The sequence below is a fragment of the Streptomyces sp. SAS_281 genome (assembly GCF_052542855.1).
This window is the reverse complement of sequence record NZ_JBMNDO010000124.1, coordinates 1-23,990: the sequence shown is the minus strand read 5'-3', so window position 1 is coordinate 23,990 and position 23,990 is coordinate 1. Positions and strand designations below refer to the sequence as shown.

The 23,990-nt window shown below is 73.0% G+C and carries 19 protein-coding genes and 1 pseudogene; 7 read left to right on the top strand and 13 right to left on the bottom strand.

The window, feature by feature from the left end:
* Window positions 1-1,131, bottom strand: a 1,131-nt coding sequence (locus ACN6LM_RS32005) for a sensor histidine kinase (RefSeq protein ID WP_445068910.1), incomplete at its 3' end; no start/stop codon positions are given.
* A 215-nt stretch (window positions 1,132-1,346) separates the two neighbouring features.
* On the opposite strand from ACN6LM_RS32005, the gene ACN6LM_RS32000 reads away from it, so the two are divergent.
* The 3 genes from ACN6LM_RS32000 to ACN6LM_RS31990 are packed head-to-tail and all read left to right on the top strand — an operon-like array spanning window position 1,347 to window position 4,996.
* Complete coding sequence (locus ACN6LM_RS32000; protein WP_445068909.1) at window positions 1,347-2,054, top strand: ABC transporter ATP-binding protein; 708 nt, start codon at window positions 1,347-1,349, stop codon at window positions 2,052-2,054.
* Window positions 2,051-4,402 carry an ABC transporter permease gene (locus ACN6LM_RS31995; RefSeq protein ID WP_445068908.1) on the top strand — a complete coding sequence of 784 codons (2,352 nt, stop codon included), beginning with the start codon at window positions 2,051-2,053 and terminating at the stop codon, window positions 4,400-4,402. The genes ACN6LM_RS32000 and ACN6LM_RS31995 overlap by 4 nt, the downstream gene beginning before the upstream one ends.
* A gap of 33 nt (window positions 4,403-4,435) precedes the next feature.
* Window positions 4,436-4,996 (top strand): YrhB domain-containing protein, encoded by a 561-nt coding sequence (locus ACN6LM_RS31990; RefSeq protein ID WP_445068907.1) that lies wholly within the window; start codon window positions 4,436-4,438, stop codon window positions 4,994-4,996.
* Here ACN6LM_RS31990 and ACN6LM_RS31985 read toward each other — a convergent pair.
* Window positions 4,993-6,246, bottom strand: coding sequence for a cation:proton antiporter (locus ACN6LM_RS31985; protein WP_445068906.1), 1,254 nt, complete (start codon window positions 6,244-6,246; stop codon window positions 4,993-4,995). The two genes, ACN6LM_RS31990 and ACN6LM_RS31985, sit on opposite strands and share 4 nt — an antisense overlap.
* A 140-nt stretch (window positions 6,247-6,386) precedes the next feature.
* Between ACN6LM_RS31985 and ACN6LM_RS31980 the strand changes: the two genes are divergently transcribed.
* Window positions 6,387-6,761, top strand: a complete 375-nt coding sequence (locus tag ACN6LM_RS31980) for a VOC family protein (protein WP_445068905.1) — start codon at window positions 6,387-6,389, stop codon at window positions 6,759-6,761.
* A 92-nt stretch (window positions 6,762-6,853) separates the two neighbouring features.
* Here the strand turns inward: ACN6LM_RS31980 and ACN6LM_RS31975 are convergent, their stop codons facing one another.
* Both ACN6LM_RS31975 and ACN6LM_RS31970 read right to left on the bottom strand, forming a co-directional pair.
* Window positions 6,854-7,102, bottom strand: coding sequence for a DUF5133 domain-containing protein (locus ACN6LM_RS31975; protein WP_445068904.1), 249 nt, complete (start codon window positions 7,100-7,102; stop codon window positions 6,854-6,856).
* A gap of 237 nt (window positions 7,103-7,339) precedes the next feature.
* Complete coding sequence (locus tag ACN6LM_RS31970) at window positions 7,340-8,167, bottom strand: DUF3626 domain-containing protein (RefSeq protein ID WP_445068911.1); 828 nt, start codon at window positions 8,165-8,167, stop codon at window positions 7,340-7,342.
* A gap of 206 nt (window positions 8,168-8,373) precedes the next feature.
* Between ACN6LM_RS31970 and ACN6LM_RS31965 the strand changes: the two genes are divergently transcribed.
* From ACN6LM_RS31965 to ACN6LM_RS31955, 3 genes are read left to right on the top strand one after another with little or no spacing between them, the layout of a single operon-like run.
* The gene (locus ACN6LM_RS31965; protein ID WP_445068903.1) at window positions 8,374-8,922 is read left to right on the top strand and encodes a hypothetical protein; all 549 of its coding nucleotides are present in this window, start codon (window positions 8,374-8,376) and stop codon (window positions 8,920-8,922) included.
* Between the two features lie 42 nt (window positions 8,923-8,964).
* Window positions 8,965-9,300, top strand: coding sequence for a hypothetical protein (locus ACN6LM_RS31960; RefSeq protein ID WP_445068902.1), 336 nt, complete (start codon window positions 8,965-8,967; stop codon window positions 9,298-9,300).
* Between the two features lie 11 nt (window positions 9,301-9,311).
* Complete coding sequence (locus ACN6LM_RS31955) at window positions 9,312-9,752, top strand: glutaredoxin domain-containing protein (protein WP_445068901.1); 441 nt, start codon at window positions 9,312-9,314, stop codon at window positions 9,750-9,752.
* On the opposite strand, the gene ACN6LM_RS31950 is transcribed toward ACN6LM_RS31955, so the two are convergent.
* The 9 genes and pseudogenes from ACN6LM_RS31950 to ACN6LM_RS31910 all read right to left on the bottom strand — a co-directional run bounded on the left by ACN6LM_RS31950 (window position 9,749) and on the right by ACN6LM_RS31910 (window position 23,868).
* Entirely contained in the window at window positions 9,749-10,636 is an 888-nt protein-coding gene (locus ACN6LM_RS31950; protein WP_445068900.1) for an NAD-dependent protein deacetylase, read from the bottom strand. The two genes, ACN6LM_RS31955 and ACN6LM_RS31950, sit on opposite strands and share 4 nt — an antisense overlap.
* 40 nt (window positions 10,637-10,676) lie before the next feature.
* Window positions 10,677-13,276: pseudogene (rph, locus tag ACN6LM_RS31945) on the bottom strand (rifamycin-inactivating phosphotransferase).
* 193 nt (window positions 13,277-13,469) lie between these two features.
* Entirely contained in the window at window positions 13,470-14,474 is a 1,005-nt protein-coding gene (locus ACN6LM_RS31940; RefSeq protein WP_445068899.1) for an adenylate cyclase regulatory domain-containing protein, read from the bottom strand.
* Window positions 14,471-14,920 (bottom strand): universal stress protein, encoded by a 450-nt coding sequence (locus tag ACN6LM_RS31935; protein ID WP_445068898.1) that lies wholly within the window; start codon window positions 14,918-14,920, stop codon window positions 14,471-14,473. Before ACN6LM_RS31935 ends, ACN6LM_RS31940 begins: the two co-directional genes overlap by 4 nt.
* 129 nt (window positions 14,921-15,049) lie before the next feature.
* Complete coding sequence (locus ACN6LM_RS31930) at window positions 15,050-18,640, bottom strand: S8 family serine peptidase (RefSeq protein WP_445068897.1); 3,591 nt, start codon at window positions 18,638-18,640, stop codon at window positions 15,050-15,052.
* 22 nt (window positions 18,641-18,662) lie between these two features.
* Window positions 18,663-22,253 carry a S8 family serine peptidase gene (locus tag ACN6LM_RS31925; RefSeq protein ID WP_445068896.1) on the bottom strand — a complete coding sequence of 1,197 codons (3,591 nt, stop codon included), beginning with the start codon at window positions 22,251-22,253 and terminating at the stop codon, window positions 18,663-18,665.
* Window positions 22,254-22,346: 93 nt separating this feature from the next.
* Window positions 22,347-22,886: a malectin domain-containing carbohydrate-binding protein gene (locus tag ACN6LM_RS31920; RefSeq protein WP_445068895.1), complete on the bottom strand. Its 540-nt coding sequence runs from the start codon at window positions 22,884-22,886 to the stop codon at window positions 22,347-22,349.
* 593 nt (window positions 22,887-23,479) lie between these two features.
* Window positions 23,480-23,695: a hypothetical protein gene (locus tag ACN6LM_RS31915; RefSeq protein WP_445068894.1), complete on the bottom strand. Its 216-nt coding sequence runs from the start codon at window positions 23,693-23,695 to the stop codon at window positions 23,480-23,482.
* Window positions 23,692-23,868 (bottom strand): hypothetical protein, encoded by a 177-nt coding sequence (locus tag ACN6LM_RS31910; protein ID WP_445068893.1) that lies wholly within the window; start codon window positions 23,866-23,868, stop codon window positions 23,692-23,694. The genes ACN6LM_RS31915 and ACN6LM_RS31910 overlap by 4 nt, the downstream gene beginning before the upstream one ends.
* Between the last annotated feature and the right edge of the window lie 122 nt (window positions 23,869-23,990).

The window sequence follows — 23,990 nt, the reverse complement described above, 5'->3', positions numbered from 1 at the left end:
GCCCGGGCCCCCGCCGGTGTCCGTGACCTCCACCCGCAGCCTGCGGGGTCCATACGCGACGCAGACGGCCGCCGACGCGCCGGACGCGTGCTTCACCGTGTTCGTCAGGGCCTCCTGGACGACCCGGTACGCGGCGAGTTCGATGCCGGGCGGCAGCGGGCGGGCCCGCCCCGTCACCGCCAGCCCGACCGGCAGCCCCGCGTCCCGGACCCGCCCCACCAGCACCTCCAGCTGGTCGAGCCCGGGCTGCGGCGCCGGCACCACCGCATCGGGATCCGCCTCTCCGCCCTCGGTGGTCGTGGTCAGCAGGCCCACCACATGGCGCAGTTCCGTCATCGCCGCCCGGCCACCCGCCTCCACGGCGAGCAGCGCCTCGCCGGCGAGCTCGGGCGAGGACCTCATGATCGTGCGGGCGGCACCCGCCTGGATGATCATCACGCTGACGTTGTGCGTGACGACATCGTGCAACTCGCGCGCGATCCTGGCCCGTTCCTGCTCCACGGCCCGGCGCAGCGCCTCCTCCTGCTCGCGCTCCAGGACGGACAGCCGTGTCCGCCCCTCGTCGGACCGCAGCTTCCACGTCCGCAGGCCCACGGCGGCCACGGCCATCGGAATCAGGATCAGCAGCGCGATGTACTCGTTGGGGACGATCGGCGTCACCGAGTTCCCGGAGGTCCCGACCAGCGCCACCGACACCGGCAGCGCCACGAGCGTCGCCACCCGGCGCGGGCTGTACACCGCGGCGCCGTACACCGCGATCACGAACGCGTAGAACGTCAGGCGCATCACGCTCTGCGGGGTCGCCAGCGTCGCGGCCGTCACCACGCACAGCACGGCCAGCGGAAAACGGCGGCGCAGCACCAGGGCCCCCGAGGCGACAGCCGCGAGCGTGACCATGAAGGCCATCCCGCCGGTGCCGGACGGACGCTCCAAGGCATAGGCGGTGCCGCCGACCACCCGCACCACCACGTTGTCCGCGTTGTCCACGCCGTAGTACACGGTGGCGACGCCCAGGACCAGCGCCACCAGCGCGTCGAACCGCCAGGCACGCGGGGTGGGACGGGGCGGCGGGCCGCCCGCCCGGATAGCGTCCTCCCACAGCCGGCCCAGCTTCGCACGTCCGTCCGTCACCGTTGCATTCTCGCGGTCGCGCGGGCCCCGGGGAGTCCGCCCCCGTACCCATTCCGGCGACGACGCGTACACCACGCGCCTACATCGTGAGGACGACGAGCGCGCCGCTCATCCCGACGCCGGACCGCGAAGGGGGCCGGGCGGCCGACGCGCGGGGACCCGGCCCGCTCCTAGCGTTCACGCCACCGGACCGCACATCACCCAGGAGCCCCGCCATGACCAGCCCACTGATCGAACTGTGCGAGGTGAGCCGTCGCTACGACGACGGGCCGCCCGCCCTGCACGAGGCGTCGCTGACCGTGCGGCCGGGGGAGGCCGTCGCGATCCTCGGCCCTTCCGGCAGCGGCAAGTCGACGCTCCTCAACCTCGTCGCCGGCCTAGACCGCCCCGACACCGGCACGGTCACCGTCGACGGCGTGCGCGTCGACAAGCTGGGCGAGGCCGCGTCGGCGCTGTACCGGCGCGCCCGGATCGGCATGGTCTTCCAGTTCTTCAACCTGCTGGACGACCTGACCGTCACCGACAACATCGCCCTGCCCGCCCGTCTCGCGGGCATGTCCCGGGGCGAGGCGGCCCGCCGGGCGGCCGGACTCCTCGAACAGCTCGGCATCGAACGCCATGCCCGTGCCTGCCCCGGCCGCCTCTCCGGCGGCCAGCGCCAGCGCGTCGCCGTGGCCCGGGCGCTGATGAACCGCCCGGCGCTGCTCCTGGCCGACGAGCCGACCGGGGCCCTCGACACCGCCGCCGGACAGGACGTCAGCCGGCTGCTCACCGAACTCAACGCCCAGGGCCAGACCGTCGTCCTCGTCACGCACGACCTCGCGCTGGCCCGCTCCTGCACCCGGCGGACGATCCGCATCGCCGACGGCCGCGTCACTCACGACCTGCCCTCGACGGCCGCCGCTCCGGAGACCGTCCGATGAGCGCGCTCGGCCGGGTGGTGCGCTCCGGAGCGGGGCGGCGCCGCGTGCAGACGCTGGTCATCGCACTCGCCGTGATGATGGCCGTGGCCGCGTCCGTACTCGCCGGATCACTGTTCGTGGTCTCCGGTACCCCCTTCGACGACGCGTTCGCCCGACAGCACGGCGCCCACCTGTCCGTGCGGTTCCATGCGGACGAGGTGAGCGCCGGGCAGCTGGCGGAGACCGGGCACACCGACGGTGTACGCGCGGCGGCGGGCCCCTTCCGCACCGCGACGGTCACCCCGCGCGCCGACGCGACCGGCCCCGGCTGGCCCATGACCGTGACGGGCCGGGCGGCCCCGGGCGACGACGTGGACCAGGTGGCCCTGACCGAGGGCCGCTGGGCCGCGCGCCCCGGCGAGATCGTTCTCTCCGCCGGCTCCTCCCTCTTCCCCGTACTGGGCAAGGAGATCCGCTTCACCGGGCTGGCCGGCGACCCCGCGCTGACCGTCGTCGGCGTCGCCCGCTCGGTCACCGGCACCTCCGACGCCTGGGTGGTCCCCGCCCAGATGCCGGCCCTGACCCCGCCCGGCGGCGGTGGCTACCAGATGCTCTACCGCTTCGCCGAGGCGGACACCGCCGCGCGCATCTCCGCGGGCGGCAGGAGTGTGACGGCATCCCTGCCCGCCACCGCCGCCACCGGCGAGCAGTCCTGGCTGACCGTCAGGAGGAGCGCCGAGCAGGACACCGCCCTGTACGTCCCCTTCCTCTTCGCGTTCGGCGCCCTGGGCGTGGTCATGTCGGTGCTCACCGTCGGCAACGTCGTCGCCTCCGCCGTCGGTACGGGGACGCGCCGGATCGGCATCCTCAAGGCCCTCGGCTTCACCCCCGCCCAGGTCGTACGGGCGTACGTGGGCCAAGCGCTGATCCCCGCGACCGCCGGCACCGTCCTCGGCCTCGTCGCGGGACACCTGCTCGCCGTCCCCGTGATGGCCGAGACCGAAGAGGCGTACGGCACCTCGTCCCTGGCCGTGGCCCCCCGGGTCGACGTGGCCGTGGTCGCCGGGGCGCTCGGCCTCGTGTCGGCGACCGCGTGGGCCGCCGCCTGGCGGGCGGGCCGGCTGCGTACGGTGGACGCGCTCGCCGTGGGGCGCACCGCGTCGGCGGCGCGCGGCCGGTGGGCGGCCCGCCTCGCCGGACGCCTGCCGCTGCCGGAGCCCGTCGCGCTCGGCCTGGTCCGGCCCTTCGCCCGGCCCGCCCGCGCGCTGGCCATGGGCGCCGCGATCCTCTTCGGCACCGTCGCCGTCACGTTCACCTTCGGGATGGCCGCCTCACTCGGCGAGGTGATGAAGGCCAAGGCGCACGACGCCGCCGACGTCGTCGTGCCCGCGCCCCAGCCGGACTTCGGGCCCCCGGGTGCCCAACGCCCCGCGAGGCGGACCGCGGCCGACCCGACGGCCGTCGCGGCGGCGATCAAGGCGACCCCGGGCACGGCGAAGTACTACCGCGCCTCCACGGTCCGCGCCACGGTGGACGGGCTCACCGGCACGACCGACGTCGTCGCCTTCACCGGAGACGCCTCCTGGGGCGGCTACACCATGGTCGCCGGACGCTGGATCACCCGGCCCGGCGAGGCCGCCGTCCCGTCCCCGTTCCTCACCGCCACCGGCACCCGCATCGGCGACACCCTCACCCTGGGGGGTCTGGGCGCGCCCGTCACCGTACGGATCGTCGGCGAGGTCCTGGACCCGCGCAACGACGGCATGCAGGTCTTCACCGACGCCGCGACGCTCAAGGCGGCCCACCCGGACCTGACGGAGACCAGCCACCACATCGCGGTCGCACCCGGCACCGACGCGCACGCCTACGCCGGCACGCTCGCCAAGACCCTGCGCCCCCTGGGCGCCACGGCCAGGGCAGGCGGGCTCGGCGCGGGCGGGGACATGGTCGCGACGCTCAACGCCCTGTCCGCGATCCTCACGCTGATGATCGTCGCCGTCGCCGCGCTCGGCGTGCTCAACGGGGTGCTCCTCGACACCCGCGAGCGGGTCCGGGAGATCGGCATCCACAAGGCCCTCGGCATGACGCCCGGGCAGACCGTCGCCATGGTCCTCACTTCCGTGGCCGTCACGGGCCTGACGGCGGGCTGCATGGGCGTGCCCCTCGGCATCGCCCTGCACCGCCGCGTACTCCCCGCGATGGGCGAGAGCGTGGGACTGCGCCTCCCCGGCTCCGTCCTCGCCGTCTACCCCTCGGCCGGACTGCTCCCGCTCGTCCTCGGCGGCCTCGTCATCGCCACCCTGGGCGCGCTGCTTCCCGCGGGCTGGGCCGCCAGGGCCCGCACGGCGGCGGCTCTGCGGACCGAGTAGACGGCATGCCGGCCCGTACGGAAGGCTCGGAGGATGATCGAGCGGGAAGCGGCGGTGCGCCTCGTCGAGGAGCAGTTGGAACGCGAGCACCGGGAGTGGGCGGCCAGGGGCGTGGAACAGCCGGCCGTGGCCGTCGGCCACGTCGAGGAACACGAACTGGTGTGGATCGTCTCCTGGCAGTCCGTGGACTACCTGCGCACGGAGTCCTTCAGGCACATGCTGGTGGGCATCGGACCGTATCTGGTCGACCGCGTCGACGGGGGACTGCACCGGATCGGCGCCGTCTCGGCGATGTCCGGGGCATGGGAGGACGATTACCGCGGCCGGATCCGGGAACTGCCCGTACGGACGGCGGTGGACGACCTCCACGACACCGTCCGGGCGGTCGCCGCCGGCCGCGGGCAGTTGCCCGCGGTGCGGGCCCTGCGCGGCAAGGTGCCGGGCCTGTCGCCCGCGGCGGCCTTCGCGTACGTGCGCGCCCTGCTGGACGGCGAGCCGCCCGCGCACCTCGTGGCCGTCGCGACGGCGGAACTGGTGGACCCCATGGACCCGGTCTGCATGGTGGTGACCGTCCGGCCGGGCCGCGCACCTTAGGAAACGCGCTCCCGCCGCCGGTCCAGGTGCCGGATCACCGGGGTCGCCGTCGCACCGTGCAGGAGTACGGAGACCAGGACCGTGAACGCCGTGACCGCCCACAGCTCGTCGGCGTACCGCGTGAAGGGCCCTTCGCCGAGCGCGTACGCCAGGTAGAAGAGCGAGCCGATGCCCCGGATGCCGAACAGGGCCGTGACCGCCCGCTCGCGCGGCCCGGCCGGAAAGCCCAGCTGCGCGGCGGCGCCGGCGGCCGGGCGGATCACCAGGACGAGGACGAGGCCGAGGAGCGCCCCCTGCCACGGGAGGTCCGCCAGCCCGTCGGCGACCAGGTAGCCGCCCAGCAGGAACAGCAGCACGGCGGTCAGCAGACGCTCGATCTGTTCGCTGAAGCCGTGCAACACCTGGTGGTAGCCGTGGCCGCGTTCGGCGCCCCGGATGGTGCACGCCGTGACGAACACCGCGAGAAATCCGTACCCGTGGAGCAGCTCGGTCAGCCCATACGCGGTGAACGTGGCCCCCAGCGCGGTGAAGCCCTCCATCTGCTGCGAGAGGCGGACGTGCCGGGAGCGGAAGAACAGCCGGCCGAGCAGCCGCCCCACGGCCACCCCCGCGACCAGTCCGACCGCCGCCCGCACCAGCACATCGGCCAGCAGCCAGTGCCCGATCCACCCCGCCGACCAGCCGTCGCCCGCCGTCGCCGCCAGCGCCACGGCGGCCAGCACGAACGGCATGGCGAGCCCGTCGTTGAGACCGGCCTCCGAGGTCAGCGTGAACCGCACCTCCTCCTCGTCCTCCTCGTCGTCCCCGCTCGTCGGCTCCCCGACCCGCACCTCCGCGGCCAGCACCGGATCGGTCGGCGCCAGCACACCGGCCAGCAGCAGGGCCACCGCCGGCGGCCAGCCCATGAGCCACACCCCGAGCCATGCCACGCCCCCGACGGTCAACGGCAGGGCGAGCCCCAGGAAACGCCACGCCCCCGCCCAGGTACGCCATCCGAAAGGGCGGTCGATCGCGAGCCCGGCCCCCATCAGCGAGACGATCACGCAGACTTCCGTCACATGCTCGACCCACAGCCGGTCCCGTACGGGGTCCACGACGGGCACGCCGAGCGGCAGCAGGGCGATCGCCGCACCCGCCACGAGGAACACCATGGGCATCGAGAAGGGACGCCGACGGACGAGCGGGGGAAGGACGGCGGCCGTCAGGATGCCGATCCCCGCAGCCGCGTATATGCCGTGCACCAACGTCATCCGGTACCGCGTCCTCCATCGGGTCGGCCGCGGCCGGGCACGCCGGTCCCGTATGCGGCGGGAGGAATCCCGGGTACCCGGCGGCCCGGCTCCCACACCCCCGGATGCATGGGCACGGGTGCCGGGGCAACGTGAGGGACATGACGACGAAGCTCGGAGCCTTTGTGCTCGGTACGCCCGACCCCGCCGCCCTGGCCGATTTCTACCGTGCCCTGCTGGGCTGGGAGGAGGTCGAACGGGACCCCGCATGGGTCCGGCTGCGGGCTCCCGGACAGGAGCGCCCCGGCCTCAGCTTCCAGCTGGAAGCGGACCACACACCTCCGGTGTGGCCGCAGCTCCCGGGCACCCAGCAGATGCAGGCGCACCTGGATCTGGAGGTGGACGACCTGGAGGCCGAGACGCAGCGGGCCTGTGCCCTGGGCGCGAAGCTGGAGGAGCTCCAGCCCCAGAAGGACGTCCGTGTGCTGCGCGACCCCCACGGCCACCCGTTCTGCCTGTTCCTGCCGGGGGCCTGACTCTCCAGGCGGCCCGGGGCCGTCGCACGCCGGCCGTCGGCGCCCCGGGAGACCCGGGGTGCCGACGGCCGGTGCCACCCGCTGCGCGTACCTCAGACGGGGACGGCCCCCGAGTGATCGGGCCGGTCGGCCTCCGTCTCCGGGGCGCGGCGGGTCAGCAGGGCGTCGGCGGTGCTCAGGGCCTCGCGCACGTCACTGACACCCGTCATGACGCACAGGGTGTACGCGGTGTCCTCCCGTTGCCGGATGGTCTCCGGCGTGGAACGGCGCTCGTCCTCGATCACCGCGTCCGCATAACGGGACAGGGCGGCACGCAGGTCTGCGGGCGTGGGAAGCAGCACAGCCAACTCCTCCTCAACTGAACCGACCCTCCCGGGCCGCGGGGGCGGCCGGGGCAGGGGCGTCGCTCACGACGATCATCGGATTCCCCGTCGCACGCGGACCATTCCCATCGTTTTCGGCCGAAGAAGAATTCCCGCGCCACCGTTGGCGGCGACGCCACGGGGCACACGTGCTCCATGGCCGGGGCGGCCGTCCTGCGGATGTGGACACCCAGCCCCGCACGGCAGGCCCCCCGGTCATCCGTCCTTCCCGGCCGGCACGGGCTCGGCCGAAGGAACGGTGACCGCCGCGGGCCGGTTCTGGTACGGGAAGCCGAAGCGTGCCAGGCAGTGCCACACCTTCTTGACCGCCTGAGGATCGAAGCGCCCCGCGCGCGCCGCGGCCCCGATGACAAGGGGGGCGAGGACGCCGTCCACGGCGATGGCCTCGCCCAGATCGACGTACTCCTGTCCCCGGTAGCCGGGATGCCGGCGCAACTCGTCCACCGTGAGGCGGAACCCGGGGTGCCACTCCACCGGGCAGCCCAGCCGCCCGGCGGACGCCTCCACATCGGTGCCCCGGTAGCACGGGTCCAGGACCAGCGCCTCCACATGGCGGTCCGGTCGGACCGGCCCGTGCACCTGCGCCTCGATGTAGTCGTCGAGCACGTCCTGCTCATCGGCCAGGGCGAGGGCGATCAGGTCCATGCGCGCGGCCACCCCGAAGTCCCTGGGTTCGAGGCAGCTGTCCGGATAGCAGAAGGTCGTACGCTCCAACGCCCCGGCGTCCAGCCGGAAGTGCGCGGAGCCGTACCTCGGCGCTCCGCCGACCGCGTACCGGCGGAAGTCCAGCGCCCCGTAGACGGGCCGCTCCGCCCCCGGTGCGCCGTCGTACGCACCCCCGAAGATCCTGCTCTCCCAGCGCCACCGGTCACCGCCCGGACGGGCCGTCAGGCCGCCGTTGCTCGTGCCGGTCACGAACTGCGAGGAGTAGACGCCGGTCCCGGCCATCGCCTCCAGCAGGGGCCTGCCGTCCAGCAGCCGGTCAGGGTGGAAGTTGAGGGTCACGCGCAGGCCGGGGTCCATCGCCGGACCCGACACGAGCCCCGCGACATGGGCGAGCGCACGCCGCTGGGGAGTGGTGAAGGTGGGTGCGTTCATCGGCACAGTGTTCCCGCGGGCGGCCGGAGAGCGCGAGGAGTTATCCGCCGCACGGCGATCGGTGCCGCGCAGGCCCGTACGCCGGAACGTTATGGTTCTTCCGCCGTGCACAGGACCGACCGGGGGCCTTCGTGAGTCTGACCGCACAGATACTGCCGCTCGCGGGCGTCGCCGTGGGCGCCGTCACCTCGTTCCTGGTGACCAGCGCCAACGAGCGCACGCGATGGCGCAGGCAGCAGTCCGTCCGGTGGGACGAACGACGCCTCACCGCCTACGCCGACTACGCCCACGCGGTCAAGGAGCTGGCCGCGCGCTACCAGATGCTCGCCGCCGGCCGGGGCCTCACGACCGGTCCCATCCCCGTGGAGGAGACGCCCGAGATCCTGGCCGAGGTGGGCCAGTTGGAGTCGCGGCGCTCCGCGCTCTCCGAGACGCTCGGCCTGCTCGGCGACACGGAGGCGAACACCGCCTCCAAGTCCGTGGACCACTGCCTGTGGCGGCTGGAATCCCTGGCCCGGGGGGTCGGGACCGCGGTCGAGCAGGACTGGGACCAGGCGTACCTGCAGTTCCGGCAGGCCCGCGACCGTTACGTCGACCTCGCACGGACCAGCCTCGGCGTGCCGGGGGCCGCCGCCCGTGCCGTGCCCTGGCCGGACGACTGGCGGCCCTCCGCGGGCTGAGCGGGGCCGGGCCGCGCGGCCGTGCGCTACCTTCCTGGACATATGGACGACGACGCCGAGGCACCCTTCATCGACCCGGAGTCGGACTACCCGTGCTGCTGGTTCTGCCCGGCGCTGCGGCTGCCGCGCACCGGCTTCCTCGTCGCCGACCGGCCCAGCCGGGACTGGCCGTTCGACGCGGCGGACGGCTTCCGGTACACCGTGGACACCCGGGCGCCGGTCTGCGTGCACCCCGGCCGCGTCGGCCTGCCGGCGCAGCTCACCGCCCGGACCTGCGTGGAGCCGCCGCCGGATCCCGTGCGGGGCGAGGACAGGCGGGGGCGCCGGTGGTGGCGGTTGCGGCGGCCCGGATCCGGGGCCGTACCGGCGCGTCGGTAACATGGCGCGCCATGAGGCGTGTCTGGCTGCTGCCGATCCTGTTCCTGACCTCCGGCGCGGTCGGCGCGGCCGGCCTGTTCGTCTGGGGGAGCACCCGTCAAGGCGCCATCCTCCTGCTGGCCTTCGCCCTGTGCGCGGCGCTGAACTCGCCCCTGGTATTCCCGAGGTCGGTCAGCGCGGCGGAGGCCCGGCGCCGCAGCGCCGCCGACGGCCGACCGGTCGTCTTCTGGCGGCCGGGCTGCGCGTACTGTCTGCGGCTGCGTTTCCGGCTGCGCCGGCACGCCCGCCGGCTGCACTGGGTCGACATCTGGCGCGACCCCGAGGCCGCCGCCGCGGTGCGGGCGGTCAACGACGGCAACGAGACCGTGCCGACCGTCTTCGTGGCGGGGCGGCCCCACACCAACCCGGACCCGGCATGGGTACGCGCCCAGCTCACCCGGCCTGCCCGCTAGTCGTCCACCCGCAGTCCCAGCCGGTCCGCCACCGTTCCCAGGGCCGCCCCCAGCGGGAGCCCGATCCGCGTGACGGCCTGGACGTCGCCCCGGGTCGGCTCGCGGTTGACGATGAGCACCGGCTTCCCGGCCTGCGCCGCCTGCCGGACGAACCGCAGCCCTGACATCACCGTCAGCGAGGATCCCAGAACGAGCAGCGAGGCCGACGTACGGACCAGCTCGCGGCAGTGCTCGACCCGCGCCGGGGGTACCGACTCGCCGAAGAACACCACGTCCGGCTTGAGGACGCCGCCGCACACCTCGCACGGCACCACCCGGAAGTCCCCGACCTGGTCGTCGGTGAGGTCGGCGTCACCGTCCGGATTGACCCCGGCCGCCACCGGCTGGAACCCGGGGTTCGCCTCCTCCAGGCGCCGGGCGACCTCGCGCCGCGCGACGAACGTGCCGCAGTTCAGGCAGACGACCCGGTCCAGGCCCCCGTGGAGCTCCACCACGTCCTCGCTGCCGGCGGCCTGGTGCAGGCCGTCCACGTTCTGGGTGATCACCCCGGCGAGCGCGCCACCGCGCCCGAACGCGGCGACCGCCCGGTGACCGGCGTTCGGGAGGGCGCGCCGGAACGTCTTCCAGCCGAGGTGGCTGCGCGCCCAGTACCGGCGCCGGGCCGGGGCGCCGGACGTGAAGTCCTGGTACGTCATCGGCGTGTGCCGGCTGAGGCTTCCGCCCTCGCCCCGGTAGTCGGGGATGCCGGACTCCGTCGAGATACCGGCCCCGCTCAGCACCAGCACACCGCCCCGGCCGAGCGCTTCGACGACGGGTTCCAGGTCGGTGGTGGCCGGGGGCAGCCCCGCGGTGGGGGTCCAGCTCAGAGTGGGGCGCATGCGCATGCCCTCCAGAGTACGGAACCGGCCACCCACCGCCCCGCCGTCAGGACAGCAGCTCGATGTACCCGTCGGTGCCGTGGACACGGATGCGCTGTCCGTCCCGGATGCGCCGCGTGGCGTGCTCGACGCCCACGACGGCCGGCAGCCCGTACTCCCGGGCGATCACCGCGCCATGCGTCATCAGCCCGCCCACCTCGGTCACCAGACCCGCGATCCCGACGAACAGCGGGGACCAACTCGGATCCGTGAAGGTGGTGACCAGGATGTCGCCCGCTTCGAGGTCCGCCTCGGCCACGTCCAGGATCACGCGGGCCCTTCCCTCGACGGTCCCGGCGGAGACCGGCAGGCCGTTCAGCGCGCCCTCCGGCGCGTCGTCCCGCCGGTACGCCCCGTGCACCGCCTCGCCGTCCGAGGTGAGCACCCGGGGCGGGGTGAGTGCGCTGTACGCCCGGAACTGCTCCCTGCGCCGCCGGATGAGGTCCTGGTCCACCGCGCCGGAGCGCACGGCGTCACCGAACTCCTCCAGCGTGAGGTAGGAGGCGTCCTCACGGTCGGCCAGCACCCCGGCGTCGGCCAGGCGCTCGGCCTCCCGTACGAGGGCCTGCCGGTAGTGGAAGTAGCGGCAGACGATCCCGTACTTCGGGTACTCGCGGTAGCCGATGAAGGTGCGGACCCGGTCGATCATCGCCTTGGTCTCGTCGGCCTTGCGGTCCCCGTCCGGGAGCGCCCGCAGCCGTGCCAGCACGTCCCGTTCCTTCGCGAGAGCCTTCTGCCGCCCCTCCTCGAAGCGTCGCGCGGCCGTGCCCGGCCCGAAGAGCCGTACGTTGTCCAGGATCACCGGCACGAGCGCGGTGGGGCGCTCGCTCCAGCGCGGCCGGGTGATGTCGATCTCGCCGACGCACCGCATGCCGTACCGGTCGAGATACGCCTCGATGGCCTCGCGCGCCTCCGCCCCGCCCGGGACCTTCCCCAGGCCGTCCAGGAAGCCGTCGTCGTCCACGGCACCCCGCAGATACGCCACCGCCTCCGGATGCGGGCGGATCGCGTCGGCGACGTCGAGGAGAGCGAGCCCCATCTCCGAGGTCACGTTGCCGGGGGCGGACAGGGTGAGCGTGTCGGCCGCGTTCTTCTCGCCGAGCCACTCCAGCAGCTTGTCGTTGAGCCACCAGGTGGACTCCATCCCCGCCATGATCGCCTGCATGCTCACGGGGTCGGCGAGCACCCGCTTGTGCTCCTCGAAGGCCGTCGGCAGGTAGTCGAACAGAGCCGGCCCGGAGTGCGTCCGAGATCGCGCGCCAGGGCGGCGACGGACGCCTCGCTGCGCGCGACGAGCTCGGCGACGACGGCCGGGTCGGTCGCGATCGGCGCGGGCGCGCCACCGGCAGGCGGCGCTGCGGGCGCCGGGTCCGGGAGCGCCGGGACGAAGCCGGGGCGAGCAAGGACGGTCTCCAGGGCGTCCCTGACCAGCGGGTCGCCCTTGCCCATCATGTCCAGGAGCCCGGCCCGGACCGCGGGCGAGCCGAGGCGCCGGGTGACGTCCACGAAAAGCCGTCCGCCGGCCTCCAGCATCGGAGCCATGGCCGTCAGCCGCCACATCGAGAGGCCCAGGGGCTTCATCGCGTCGGTCATCATCTGCTGGTGCCCGACGGAGACGTAGACGTGGTTGCCGTCGTCCGCCGCCTCCGGGACGGGGAACAGCGTCGTGATCGGCCGGCTCTGGACGATCCGGAAACCGTCGTCGGACAGACACCACTCGATGTCCTGCGGGCGGCCGAAGTGCGCCTCGATCCGCCGTCCGAGCCGGACGAGCCCGAGCACCTGCTCGTCCGTCAGTGCCGGCTCCTCCCGTCGCCGTGCGTCGACCGCCACCTCCCGCGTGCCACCGCCTTCCAGGGCCTCGACGGCGCGCTGCTTGGAGGCGATCGACCGGTGGGTGATCCGGTCGTCGCGCACGGTGAAGACGTCCGGGTTGACCAGTCCGGAGACCAGGGCCTCGCCCAGCCCGAAGCCGGCGTCCACCGTGGCGTCCCTGCGGTTCCCCGTGACGGGGTCGGCCGTGAAGAGGATGCCCGACGCCCGAGGGAAGACCATCCGCTGCACGACGACGGCCATGTGCACGGTGCGGTGGTCGATGCCGCCCCGCCGGCGGTAGGTCACGGCCCGCTCGGTGAACAGCGACGCCCAGCACCGGCGGATGTGCCGGAGCACCGCCTCCGGACCCACGACGTTCAGGTAGGAGTCCTGCTGGCCGGCGAAGGAGGCCGTCGGCAGGTCCTCCGCCGTCGCGCTGGACCGTACGGCGTACGCGGCGTGCTCGCCGTGCCGGGCGAGTGCCCCGCCGACCGCCGCCACCAGGTCCTCCGGCAGGGCGAGACCCTCGACGGTCCGCCGGATCTCCGCGCTCAGGGTGCGTACGGCCTCCCGGTCGTCCGGGTCCACGCCGGCCAGCCGCCCGAGCTGTTCGCCGACCGCCGGTTCGGAGGCCACGACGCGCCGGAAGGCGTCCGTCGTGACGCAGAACCCGCCCGGCACCCGGACGCCCTCGATCCGCGACAGCATGGCCAGATGTGCGCCCTTGCCGCCGACGTCCGCGATCGGCGCCCCATCGGCCTCGTTCAGCTCCCACACGTAGCGCTCGCGCACGCAGCGTCCTCATTTCCGCAGGTCGGGTTGGTCAGGCCGATGATTCTGCGGCACCACCCGGCCCTTGCCGCAAGCCCCCCGGTGCGCTATAAGTTGGTTACGGCAGGGAGAGGACTCTCCCTGCTCTTGTTTTTGTACGCCGTGCCGGGCGGTCCGTCCGCCACCGGCACGCGCCCCCGGCCACCTCGTCGGCTCAGGAACCGGGCCCGCCCCTCCGCAGGAGTACCGGCCGCAGCCGGCTGTAGCCGCGCACCGACACCGGACGCAGCGGCCTCAGCGTGTACGCCGCCGCCCCCGCGAGCTCCCCGGCGAGCGCGGTGTTGACCAGGACGGACGCGGGGCGGGCCACCGCGGTGAGCCGGGCCGCGATGTTGACCGCCTCCCCGTAGACGTCGCCGAAGCGGCCGATCACGGGTCCGTGGGCCAGTCCGGTCCGCACCTGCGGCAGCTTCGGATCGGCCTGGGCCCGCGCCGTCAGCTCCAGGCCGATCCCGGCGGCGTCGGCCGCCGACTCGCAGACGAAGAGCACCTCGTCGCCGATGGTCTTCACCACCTGGCCCCGGCCCTCGGCCACCACATCGCCGGTCATGGTCTCGAACCGGTCGAGCACGCCCACCAGTTCGGCGCCGTCCAGGCCACGGGTCATCCGGGTGTAGCCCACCATGTCGGTGAACCCGACCGCGCGCTCCCGGACGTGCGCGTCGCCGGCCACGGCCCCGCCCTCCCGCTCGCCGTCCGGCACGTGCCCGGTGTGCGCCACGAGATGGCGGCGCCAGACGTACCGCTGGACGCGCTCGATCTCCGGCAGCAGCGCCGCCATGTGCTCCAGGAGGGCTTCCCGTCCGGGCGAGGGCTCTCCGCCGCGCCCCATCCAGTCCCGCAGGGTGTCCACCTGCCAGTCGGCGAGCCGGGAGAGGTGGTGGCCCAGGGCCCGGGCCATCAGGGTCTCGCTGTGTTCGGTGATCAGCCCGGCCGCGATGAGGCGTTCCCCCGCGCGCAGGGCCTCGATGTCGGCGTCGGTGAACACCTCGGCCTCGTCGTCCACCGCTGGGAACCCGAGCGCGCGCCACACGCGTACGGCACGCTCGAACTCCACCCCGGCGCGCGCGGCCACCTCCCGCCGCGTCCAGACCCGGCCGCCGCCGAGCAGCACCTCCTCGACGGATCCCGGGCCCGCGCCGTCCTGCACCCCGTTCACGTGGTGTGCACGATCAGGACGTCCAGACCGGCCTTCCTGGCGACGTCCGCCGGCACCGAGCCGAGGAGCCGGCCCGCCAGCGACCGCAGCCCCCGGTTGCCGACCACCAGGAGGTCGGCCGAGCACTTCCGGGCCGTCCGCACGAGGGAGGGGACCGGCTCGCCCTCCACGGCGACCGTCCGCACCTCGGCCGCGCCCTGCAGACGGGCGCGGTCTCTCGCGATCCTCAGGGTCTCCTCGGCCGGCGCCGAGCCCACCACCTGGTACGCCTCAGTGCCCAACTGGTCCTGTGCAGAGGCGAGTTCGGGTCCACGCATGGGAGCGTACGCACACGTGACGACCAGCTCGGCGCCGCACACGGCGGCGAGGCGTGCGGCGGCCTCGACGGCCTTGTACGACGATTCCGATCCGTCCGTGCCGACCAGCAGGGTCCGATAGGCGGTCAAGGCAAACTCCTTACTCTGAAGTAAACTTACTTCAGAGTAAGGTACGGGCAGGGGTGAGCCCGGGCAAGTGTGCGGCGGGCCCGCCCGGAGGTGTCTCCGTGGCGGCCCCGCCTGTGTGCCTGCCGCCGATCAGCCCGTCAGGTCCGGACGCTGGGTCACTCGGATCGAGTTGACCAACGTCGTACCGGTGACCGCCCCGAAGCCCACGTTCAGCCGGCCATCCGTGACCTTCACCGTGAACGTCTTGAACAGAGCGGTGCGAACGCCGCCCGACTCCAGGCGTACGTCCACGTCCGGCACCATCTCCGCGCCCTCACCGAACACGTCGAAGACGCGCGCGCCCGGCTTCGTCCCGACGGCCTCGGCGAAGCCCAGTTCCACCTGGTAGACGCCGGACGGAACCCCGTCGAACCGGTACTCGGCCACACCCTCACGCCCCGAGCGCAGCAGCTGTTGCGCCGGGGAGCTGCCGGCACCGGCGATGTCCTTGCGCGTGTAGGTGAGTGCGGTGTCCTTGCCGATGAACCCGAAATCGCCCTGCGCGTAGGCGCGGTCCGCGCTCCACGAGTCACCGAGCGCGTCCACCGACGCGAAGTCCGCGCCGACGTCCACGCCCCGCTGATAGGCCGGGACCACCAGCTTCAGCGGCAGCGAGAGCGACGGCGCACGCGCGCTCTGCGAGGTCAGCACGAGCGTGCCCCGGTACACGGTGCCCGGCGTCGCCGCCGCCGTGTCGAAGGTCAGCTTCACCTCCCGCCGGCCGCCCGCCGCGAGTGTGCCGGAGGCCGGGTCGATCTTCAGCCAGGCGGCGCCGGACTTCTCCGCGACGGTGTACTGGGCGGCCGAGCCTTCGTTGGTGAGCGTCAGGGTGCGCTCGCGCTGCTCACCGGCGGGAACGGTCAGCTGCCAGCCGTCCGCGTTGTCGGCCCGCACCGCGCCAGTGGTGAGGGCGGTCTCGGTGCGCACCGCGGACAGGCTGCCCAGTTCGGTGCTGCGGCTGGAGGTGGTGTAGTTCGGCGCCGAGACCGCGATCTGATGGGTGGCGTTCGCGCTCACCGGGACCTGCGCAAGATACGCGCCGTCCGTTCGCGTGGTGGCCGTCCCGACGGCGGTGCCGCCCCGCGTGACCTTCACGGAGGCCCCGGCGACCGGGTTCCCGTCGTTCACGTCGGTCACCGTGCCGGACACCACCGCGTGGCCCTCGGGCCGGAACCGGATCGCCATCCCGTCGCGCAGCGACAGCTCGTTGTACGAGTACTGCAGCGCGTCCGTGCCGTCGTGGTTCTCGGCGCCGACGGTCGCGCCCGTGCCCTGCTCGAAGCCCTTCTCGCTCGGGTCGAGGCCCTTGTAGTGGAAGCTGTATGTGCCGTCCTCACCGATCACGGCGGCGAAACCGACACGCTTCGAGGTGTCCCGGGCGATCAGCATGTCGCGCCACTCGACCACGTACTCCCGGTGCGGGGCGGTCCCGCGCACCGAGGTGTAGACGCCGGAAGCGGCATCCATGGAGAGCTTGTCCCAGAACGGATAGAGGGCGCCGTTGGCGCCGCCCTTGGCCGGCAGCGGACCGTTCTCGTACAGCGCGAGGTAGCCGAAGATCAGCTGACCGTCGCGGGCCACCCAGCCCTTGTCGTACGTGTGGCCGTACAGGGCCACGGGGAACGGCAGTGCGACGGCCTGATACGCCGAGGACGAGGGGCTGATGCCGAGCCTGTCCTCACCGGCCGGGTACTGCGCCGACACCTGCCGGCATGTGGTGCCGAAGGCGTCGGTGCGCGTGGCGAGGCCGATGTCCTTCGTCGTGGAGCCCGCCACCACGTCGGCGACGATGCCGACGGCCGCCGCGCAGTGGTTGAGCGGTGTGAGGCTGATCCGGTAACTGCCCGCGGGCAGCGTCAGCTTGTACGTGCCGTCGGATGCCGTGGACGCGCGCACCGGTGTGCCCTGCACCTTGATGGCGACGTCCGCCTCGGTGCCGGAGTCGCTGCGCACCGTTCCGGCCAGGGTGCCCGTGGGGGCGGTGGCCAGGGCGACGTCGTGCACGGCGGAGCCGCCGTCCGTGACGGCGAGCGTGGCCGAGTCGGTGACGTAACCGAACTTGGTCACGGTCACCGTGTAGTCGCCGGACACCAGACGCGGGAACGCGTAGGTGCCGTCCTTCTTCGTCGTCAGGGTCGCCCGCGTCGGACCGGCCACCGAGACCTCGGCGTCCGCGGTGCGGTCGCCGCCCGCCGTGACCGTGCCCGTCAGCGTGCCGGCATGGTCGCGCGGCGCGGCCTCCACGGCCTTGTACGCGTCGAGCCGGCCCTGGCCGTAGACGTTGTTGAAGTCCGCGGTGCCTCCGCAGGAGGTGTCGTCGACATCGATCGCGGACTTGTTCAGCACGCCCTCCGTCGCGGTGACGTCGCCACGCAGCGCGGGGGCGGCCGACCAGAGCAGCGCCACCGTGGCGGCGGTGTGCGGCGAGGCCATCGACGTACCCGACTTCGCGGTGTAGCCACCGCCGGGAACGGCTGACCGGACGTTCACACCGGGCGCCGAGATGTTCGGCTTGACCGTGCCGTCGACACCGGGACCGCGTGAGGAGAAGGACGCGATCCTGTTGTTGTTGTCGAAGGCGCCCGAGGCGTACGTGTTGGTGTACGCGCCCGGGGAGCCGGCGGTGTCGCAGTAGGGTCCGGTGTTGCCGTTGGAGAAGGCCGGGAAGATCCCGGCGTCCCGCCAGGACTGGACCATCGCCTGGTACCAGGTGTCCAGGTCGCCGGCGCCCCAGGAGTTGTTGATGACGTCGGGGGCGAGGTCGGGCCTCGGATTCTCACCGTCCGCGTCGGTCGGCGCGAGCATCCACTGCCCGGCGGCGAGCAATGCGTCCCGCGGGCAGCCGGCGGTGGTACACGCCTTCGCGGCCACCCAACGGGCCCCCGGTGCGACACCGATGGCGTTCTCGGCGCCGTCGTCGCCGACCATGGTGCCCATCGTGTGTGTGCCGTGCCCTATGTCGTCACAGGGGGCGGCAGTGCCGCACGTGCGGGTCGCGTCGAACCAGTCGTACGCGTGGTCGTACGTGCCGTCGGCCTTCAGGCCCCGGTACGCGGCCGCGAGCGCGGGATGCTGGAAGTCGACGCCCGTGTCGATGCTGCCGATGACGACGCCCTCGCCACGCACGCCGTACTCGTTCCAGACCTTGGGCGCGTTGACGCGGTCCACGTTCCACTCGATGCCGTCGACCTTGGCCTCGTCGGTGCCGTTGACCGCGGGCGGCAGCGGGATGGTGTCGTCGGCCGCGATCGACACGACATCGGAGCGGGCGGCTACCTGCGAGGCCAGGTGCTTGTCGCCGGTGACCTTGACCGAGTTGCTGATCCAGTACGACTCGTAGGAGGCGCCGGCCTTCTCCAGCAGCGCCCGCAGCCCCCTCTGCGAGCTCTCGGCGTACGCGGTCTTCGCCTTCAGGACCGCGCGGCCCCGGCGCGCCTTGGTGGCCTCCCTCTTCGCTGCCGAGGTGTCGGCCTGTGAGTCGAGCTGTACCCAGAACGACACCTCGTCGTGCTGGGCGAAGTCCTGGAGCAGGGCGCCGTCCGCCTTGCTCCGCAGGGCCGTCGGGACGGTCGGTTCCGGATCGGCGGCGACGGCCGGGAGCGCGCCCAGCAAGGGCGCTGCCAGCGTCGTGGCCAGTGCGGTGACGAGCAGCGCCCGCCACCGGGATCTGTGTCGGTTCACGTCTGTCGTTCTCCTCATGTGGTCAGCTGCTCAGGTCGGGACGTTGGGTGACGCGGACGGCGTTGACGAGGGTCTTCTCCGCACCGGTCGCGACCAGGCGGAGATTCAGCTGGCCGTCGGTGACCCGGACCGTGAAGGACTGGGCCAGCGCGCGGTAACCGCCGCCGGTGGTGGAGACGATGTCCAGATCGCGCAGTTGCACCGCACCCTCGGCCAGCACATCGGTGAGCCGCTTACCGGCAGCCGTTCCGCCCAGCTCGGCGAAGTCCAGCTCGATCTGGTAGGTGCCGTCGGGCACGCGGTCGAAGCGGTACTCCACGGCGCCTTCGCGTGCCGTACGGAAGAGCCGGTCGTCGACGGTGTCCTCGATGGCGTTGGCGGTCTTCACCTTCGTGGACCGGCCGATGAACCCGTACGACCCCGCCGTGTACGTGACGTCCGGCGACCAGGCCTCCCCGGCGGAGTCGGTGGACGCCTTGCCGGCTCCGCTGTCGATCGCGGTCCGGTAGCCGGGTACGGCAACGGTCACCGGAATCTTGATCTCCGGTGCGCGACCGCTGTCGGACGCGACGACGACGGTGCCCTTGAGGACCGTGCCGGGCGCTACGCCGCGCGCGTCGAAGGTCAGGACGACCTTCTGCTCCCCGCCCTTGTCGATGCGGCCCTCGGCGGGAGCTGCCGTCAACCAGGCGGCACCGCCCGCCTCGGCGACGGTGTACGCGCTGCCGGCGCCGGTGTTGGCGAGGGTCACGGTGCGTGTCCGGCTCTCCTCGGCGGGGACGACGACGGTCGCCGCGGAAGCCGGGGTGGCCGAGACCTTGCCCGTCGCGAGAGCCGTCGAGAGCTGCTCGGCCGAACCGGTCGCCAGGGCGACGGTGTGGCTGTACGCGGTGTAGTGCGGGGCGGAGACGGTCACCTCGTAGTCCGCCTTGTCGCGGGTCACCGGAGTCTGGACCAGGTAGCCGCCGTTCGACAGCGTGGTCCCGGTGGCGACCGGCTTGCCGTCGCGGCTGATGGTCACCGTGGCGCCGGCGAGCGCCTTGCCGTCGTTGCCGTCGGTGACCGTGCCGCTCACCGCAGCGCTCCTGGTCGGCAGGAACTCAACGGCCAGGCCGTTCTCCACCGAGGCGTCGTTGTACGAGTACTGAAGGGCGTCGGTGCCGTCGGCGTTCTCGGCGCCGATGGTGGCCCCGGCACCGCGTGCCTGGTCGGCGCCCGTGATGTCGCCGTAGTGGAAGGAGTAGGTGCCGTCCTCACCGATCACGACCGAGAAGTCGAGCCGCTGGGTGCGGTCGGAACTGGGCACCATGTTCCGCCACTCCACGATCACCTCGCGATGGGGCGCGGCGCCGCGGGACGACCAGTAGACGTCTCCGTCCTGAGTGGCCAGTTGCAGGTTGTCCCAGAACGGGTAGAGCGAACCGTTGGGATACCCGGTGTACGGGAGGGACCTGTTGGAGCTGAGGTCGACCGAGGTCTCGAAGCTGAGGTAGCCCTCCACGTTCGCGGATGCCTTCGTGTACGTCTTTCCGTACAGCGCCACCGGGAAGGGGAACTGGACCGTGGCGCTGCCCTCGTAGTCACTGCTGGTGTTCAACCGGGTCGAACCGGCCGGGAACGAGGTGTCGTGCGAGATCCGGCAGACAGTCCCGAAGCGGTCGCCGCGGTCGGGCAGCACGATGTCCTTGCCGGCGGGCCCTGCGGCGGCCTCGATGCCGAACGCACCGATGGTGGCGCACCGCGAGACCGGGGTGATCGTCAGTTGGTAGGAGCCGGCCGGAAGGTCCAGGCTGTAGGTGCCGTCGGACGCGGTCGTGGTGGTTGTGCTCGCGGGTGCTCCCGCGACCACGATCTTCGCGCCGGCTTCGGGCCCGGACCGGGTGCTCACGGTGCCGGAGAGCGTGCCCGTGGGGGCGACGGCCAGGCTCAGGTCGCGGGTGGCGGTGGCACCCTCGGTGACCGTCGCGGTGGACCCGGCGGACGTGTAGCCGTACTTCGTGACCTTCACCCGGTAGTCGCCGACCATCAGCTTCGGCAGGCTGTACGTGCCGTCGGCGCGGGTCTCGGCGAGCGCGTTCATCGGCCCGTCCAGCTCCACCGTCGCGCCGGCCAGCGGGGCACCGGCCGAGGTCACGGTGCCGGTGAGGCCGCCGAGGGGGCCCCGGGGCACGGACGCCACGGCCTCGTAGGCGTCGAGCCGGCCCTCACCGTAGACGTTGTTGTTCGCGGCGCTGCCGCCGCACGTGGTGTCGTCCACGTCGTGAGCGGTGCGGTCGAGGAGCCGTTCCGTGGCCGCGACGTCACCGCGGATCGCCGGGGAGGCCGCCCACATCAGCGCCACGGTCGCGGCGGTGTGCGGTGAGGCCATCGACGTACCCGACATGACGGCGAAACCGCCACCGGGCGCCGCCGAGCGGACATCGACACCGGGCGCGGAGATGTCCGGTTTGATCGCACCCTCCTCGCCGGAGCCGCGGGAGGAGAAGTAGGCGATGTCACCGGCGCTGTCGTAGGCGCCGGTGGCGTAGGTGTTGGTGTACGCCCCCGGGGAGCCGGCCGTGGCGCAGTTCGGGCCCGCGTTGCCGTTGGAGAACGCGGGGAAGATCCCCGCGTCGCGCCACGCCTGGACCATGTCCTTGTACCAGGTGTCGACGATGTCGGCGCCCCACGAGTTGTTGATGACGTCGGGGGCGAGGTCCGGGCGCGGGCTGTTCCCGGCGCGGTCCGTAGGGGCCAGCATCCACTGCCCGGCCGCCATCAGCGCGTCCTGCGGGCAGCCGAGGGGGGTGCATGCCTTCGCGGCGATCCACCGGGCGCCCGGCGCCACACCGATCGCGTTGCCGTCGCGGTCGTCGCCGACCATCGTGCCCATGGTGTGGGTGCCGTGGCCGTGATCGTCGCACGGTGCCTCGCCCGAGCAGGTCGCGGTGGCGTCGAACCAGTTGTACTCGTGGTCGTAGCTCCCGTCGGTCTTCAGACCGCGGTAGGAGCTCATGAGCGTCGAGTGCTGGTAGTCGACGCCGGTGTCGATGTTGGCGACGACGATGCCGTCGCCGCGTACGCCGAGATCCTCCCAGACCTTTGGCGCGTTGATGCTTTCGAGGTTCCACTCGACGCCGTCGACCTTCGGTTCCTGCTCGGCGGGGAACTCGTCGGGCAGTTGCAGCAGCCGGTCGGGTTCGATGGAGGCGACCTCGGGCCGGGCGGCGATCCTCCGCGCCAGAGCCTTGTCGCCGGTCACCTTCAGCGTGTTGCTGATCCAGTACGAGGTGGCGCGCGCGCCCGCCTCCTTCACCAGGGCCTCGACGCCGGCCTGGGTGTTTGCCGCGTGCTTCTTCTTGGCCGCGATGAGGGCCTTGTCCCGGCCCGTCCGCGTCTTCTGCTTCTTCGCCGCCGAGGTGTCGGCCTGCGAGTCGAGCCGCACCCAGAAGGTTGCGGTGTCCTTCTTGTCGAGCTGCCGGACGACCTCGGCGTCGGCCTTGCTCCGCAGGTCGGTCACCCGAGGGGGCGGGGGAGCGGCTGCCGAGGGCACCGCCGCAAGGAGCGGAACCCCCATGGCCACGGTGAGCGCGGCGGCCAACAGGCCGTGCCGTCTCCTGAGTTGCTGTCTCACGAACACACTCTCTTTCCGAAGGTTTCCGAAAATTGGCGGAGCTGGTGCGGGTCGGCCGGGTGACCGGTCCGCGCCGTGTCGAAAGGGCCGGGGTCAGCCCCGGCCGGGCCGGTGGGTGACGCGGACGGCGTTCACGAGCGGCTGGTCGGCCGGGCTCGCGAACCGCAGGTCGAGGTGCCCGTCGGTGACGCGCACGGTGAACTTCTTGTCCAGCGCGCGGTAGTCGCCGCCTGCCTCCAGGGCGATGTCCACGTCGGGAACTTCCTGGATGCCTTCGGCGAGCACCTCGAACAGCCGCTCCCCGGGCTGCGCGCTGCTCAGTTCGGCGAACCCGCGCTCCACCTCGTACACGCCCTCCGGCAGGCCGTCGGAGCGGTACTCGTAGGCGCCCTCGGCGCTCCGCCCCGCCTCGGCCTTCTCGGCCGCGATGACGGCACGGCCCCGATCGGCGTTCTTCCGTACCCTGCGTGCGGCGGAGGTGTCTGCCTGCTCGCCGAGCTGTTCCCGGAAGGCGACCTCGTCCTTCGCGTAGAGCTGCTCACGGACCGCGCCGGCCGGCTTCCGCGCGTGAAGGCTCGGCTCGGGCGGGGCCCCCGTCGACGCCGGGAGCACGCCGGTCAGTGGCAGGCTCATGACATCCGAATGCGGAGCTGCGACGACCGTCCGCCGTCGTGGGGGGACTTTCCTCAACACGCACGCTCCTTCACATGAACGATCACGAGGTGGTGACCTCAGCAGTATGGGAGCGGCACACCGAGTCACCGGGGGCCGTGCGCTGACGAGTTGGCGACATGGCGCCCACTCGCCAACCGGCCGTCCGGACGGTTGGGGGGGCGGAACGTGGAGTGCCAGGACGCGACCATGTCCGGGGCATTCACCGCCGCCTCACTGGATGGCGTACGCGCGAGTGGCGGTCTGCTCGCCGGAGTTGCCCGCGACGCCCTCCGCGCCGGTGCGCAGGGGCACGTAGCCGCTCTTCCCCGGATGGCGGGCGGGAGCCGGTGAACCGCCCGTCCGCGCCGCCGCAGACCGCCGTCCGGCTCAAGGCGGCGCCGTCGTCGTACGAGGCCTCGGCGCTCAGCGTCCGCGCCCGTTCGGAGTGGGTGCGCGAGGACATCTTCCAGTGGTCCGCGCCCCGCGCGCTGTCCGTGGTCAGGGCGTACTCGGTCGGCTCGGTGTACGGCGCCGGGAACGAGCCGACTGCCGTGCTGCGCTTCGCCGGCACCTCACCGTGGACGCAGAGCGTGGTGCCCCGCAGTGGCCCGGACGCGGAGTCGGTCATCGGGCCGCTGCAGTGGCGTCGCGCCGATGCCGCTGTCGGGCACGGCGACCTTCACCCCGCAGCCGTCGTACCCGGCCTGCCACGCGACCGGCGCGCCGATCCGCGGAACGTTCCGGTCGAGCGAGGCGGTCACCTCGGCGCCGAGTCGGATCCGGGTCATGGCCCGTCGAGGGCGGCCGGCCGCGCCTTGCTCCCGGGGCGCACCGCCTCGTCCCTACCGGGCTTCGCGGGCGGCAACGGGGCTGCCGGGCCCGGGATCCGGTCCGATCCACCGACGCCGAGGGCGAGGGCGGGGGCCGCCGCCACGAGGGAGTCCCGCCTGTCTCCGGGCACGCGGGACTCCTCGGCGACACGGTGGAAGCGCGGGGAGACCGCACGGATCGTCGCGCAGCCCCGCACGCCGCGACAAGGCGTGCCGGCGGGGGGGGGGGGGGGGGGGGGGGGGGGGGGGGGGG

Excerpts from the sequence above, each read along its gene's own strand:
- ACN6LM_RS31960 (WP_445068902.1), top strand. The coding sequence starts at position 8,965 with ATGGACGACGACGCCGAGGCACCCTTCATCGACCCGGAGTCGGACTAC.
- ACN6LM_RS32000 (WP_445068909.1), top strand. The coding sequence starts at position 1,347 with ATGACCAGCCCACTGATCGAACTGTGCGAGGTGAGCCGTCGCTACGAC.
- ACN6LM_RS31970 (WP_445068911.1), bottom strand. The coding sequence starts at position 8,167 with ATGGACCCCGGCCTGCGCGTGACCCTCAACTTCCACCCTGACCGGCTG.
- ACN6LM_RS31995 (WP_445068908.1), top strand. The coding sequence starts at position 2,051 with ATGAGCGCGCTCGGCCGGGTGGTGCGCTCCGGAGCGGGGCGGCGCCGC.
- ACN6LM_RS31985 (WP_445068906.1), bottom strand. The coding sequence starts at position 6,246 with ATGACGTTGGTGCACGGCATATACGCGGCTGCGGGGATCGGCATCCTG.
- ACN6LM_RS31980 (WP_445068905.1), top strand. The coding sequence starts at position 6,387 with ATGACGACGAAGCTCGGAGCCTTTGTGCTCGGTACGCCCGACCCCGCC.
- ACN6LM_RS31990 (WP_445068907.1), top strand. The coding sequence starts at position 4,436 with ATGATCGAGCGGGAAGCGGCGGTGCGCCTCGTCGAGGAGCAGTTGGAA.
- ACN6LM_RS31915 (WP_445068894.1), bottom strand. The coding sequence starts at position 23,695 with ATGACCCGGATCCGACTCGGCGCCGAGGTGACCGCCTCGCTCGACCGG.
- ACN6LM_RS31920 (WP_445068895.1), bottom strand. The coding sequence starts at position 22,886 with ATGAGCCTGCCACTGACCGGCGTGCTCCCGGCGTCGACGGGGGCCCCG.
- ACN6LM_RS31955 (WP_445068901.1), top strand. The coding sequence starts at position 9,312 with ATGAGGCGTGTCTGGCTGCTGCCGATCCTGTTCCTGACCTCCGGCGCG.
- ACN6LM_RS31950 (WP_445068900.1), bottom strand. The coding sequence starts at position 10,636 with ATGCGCATGCGCCCCACTCTGAGCTGGACCCCCACCGCGGGGCTGCCC.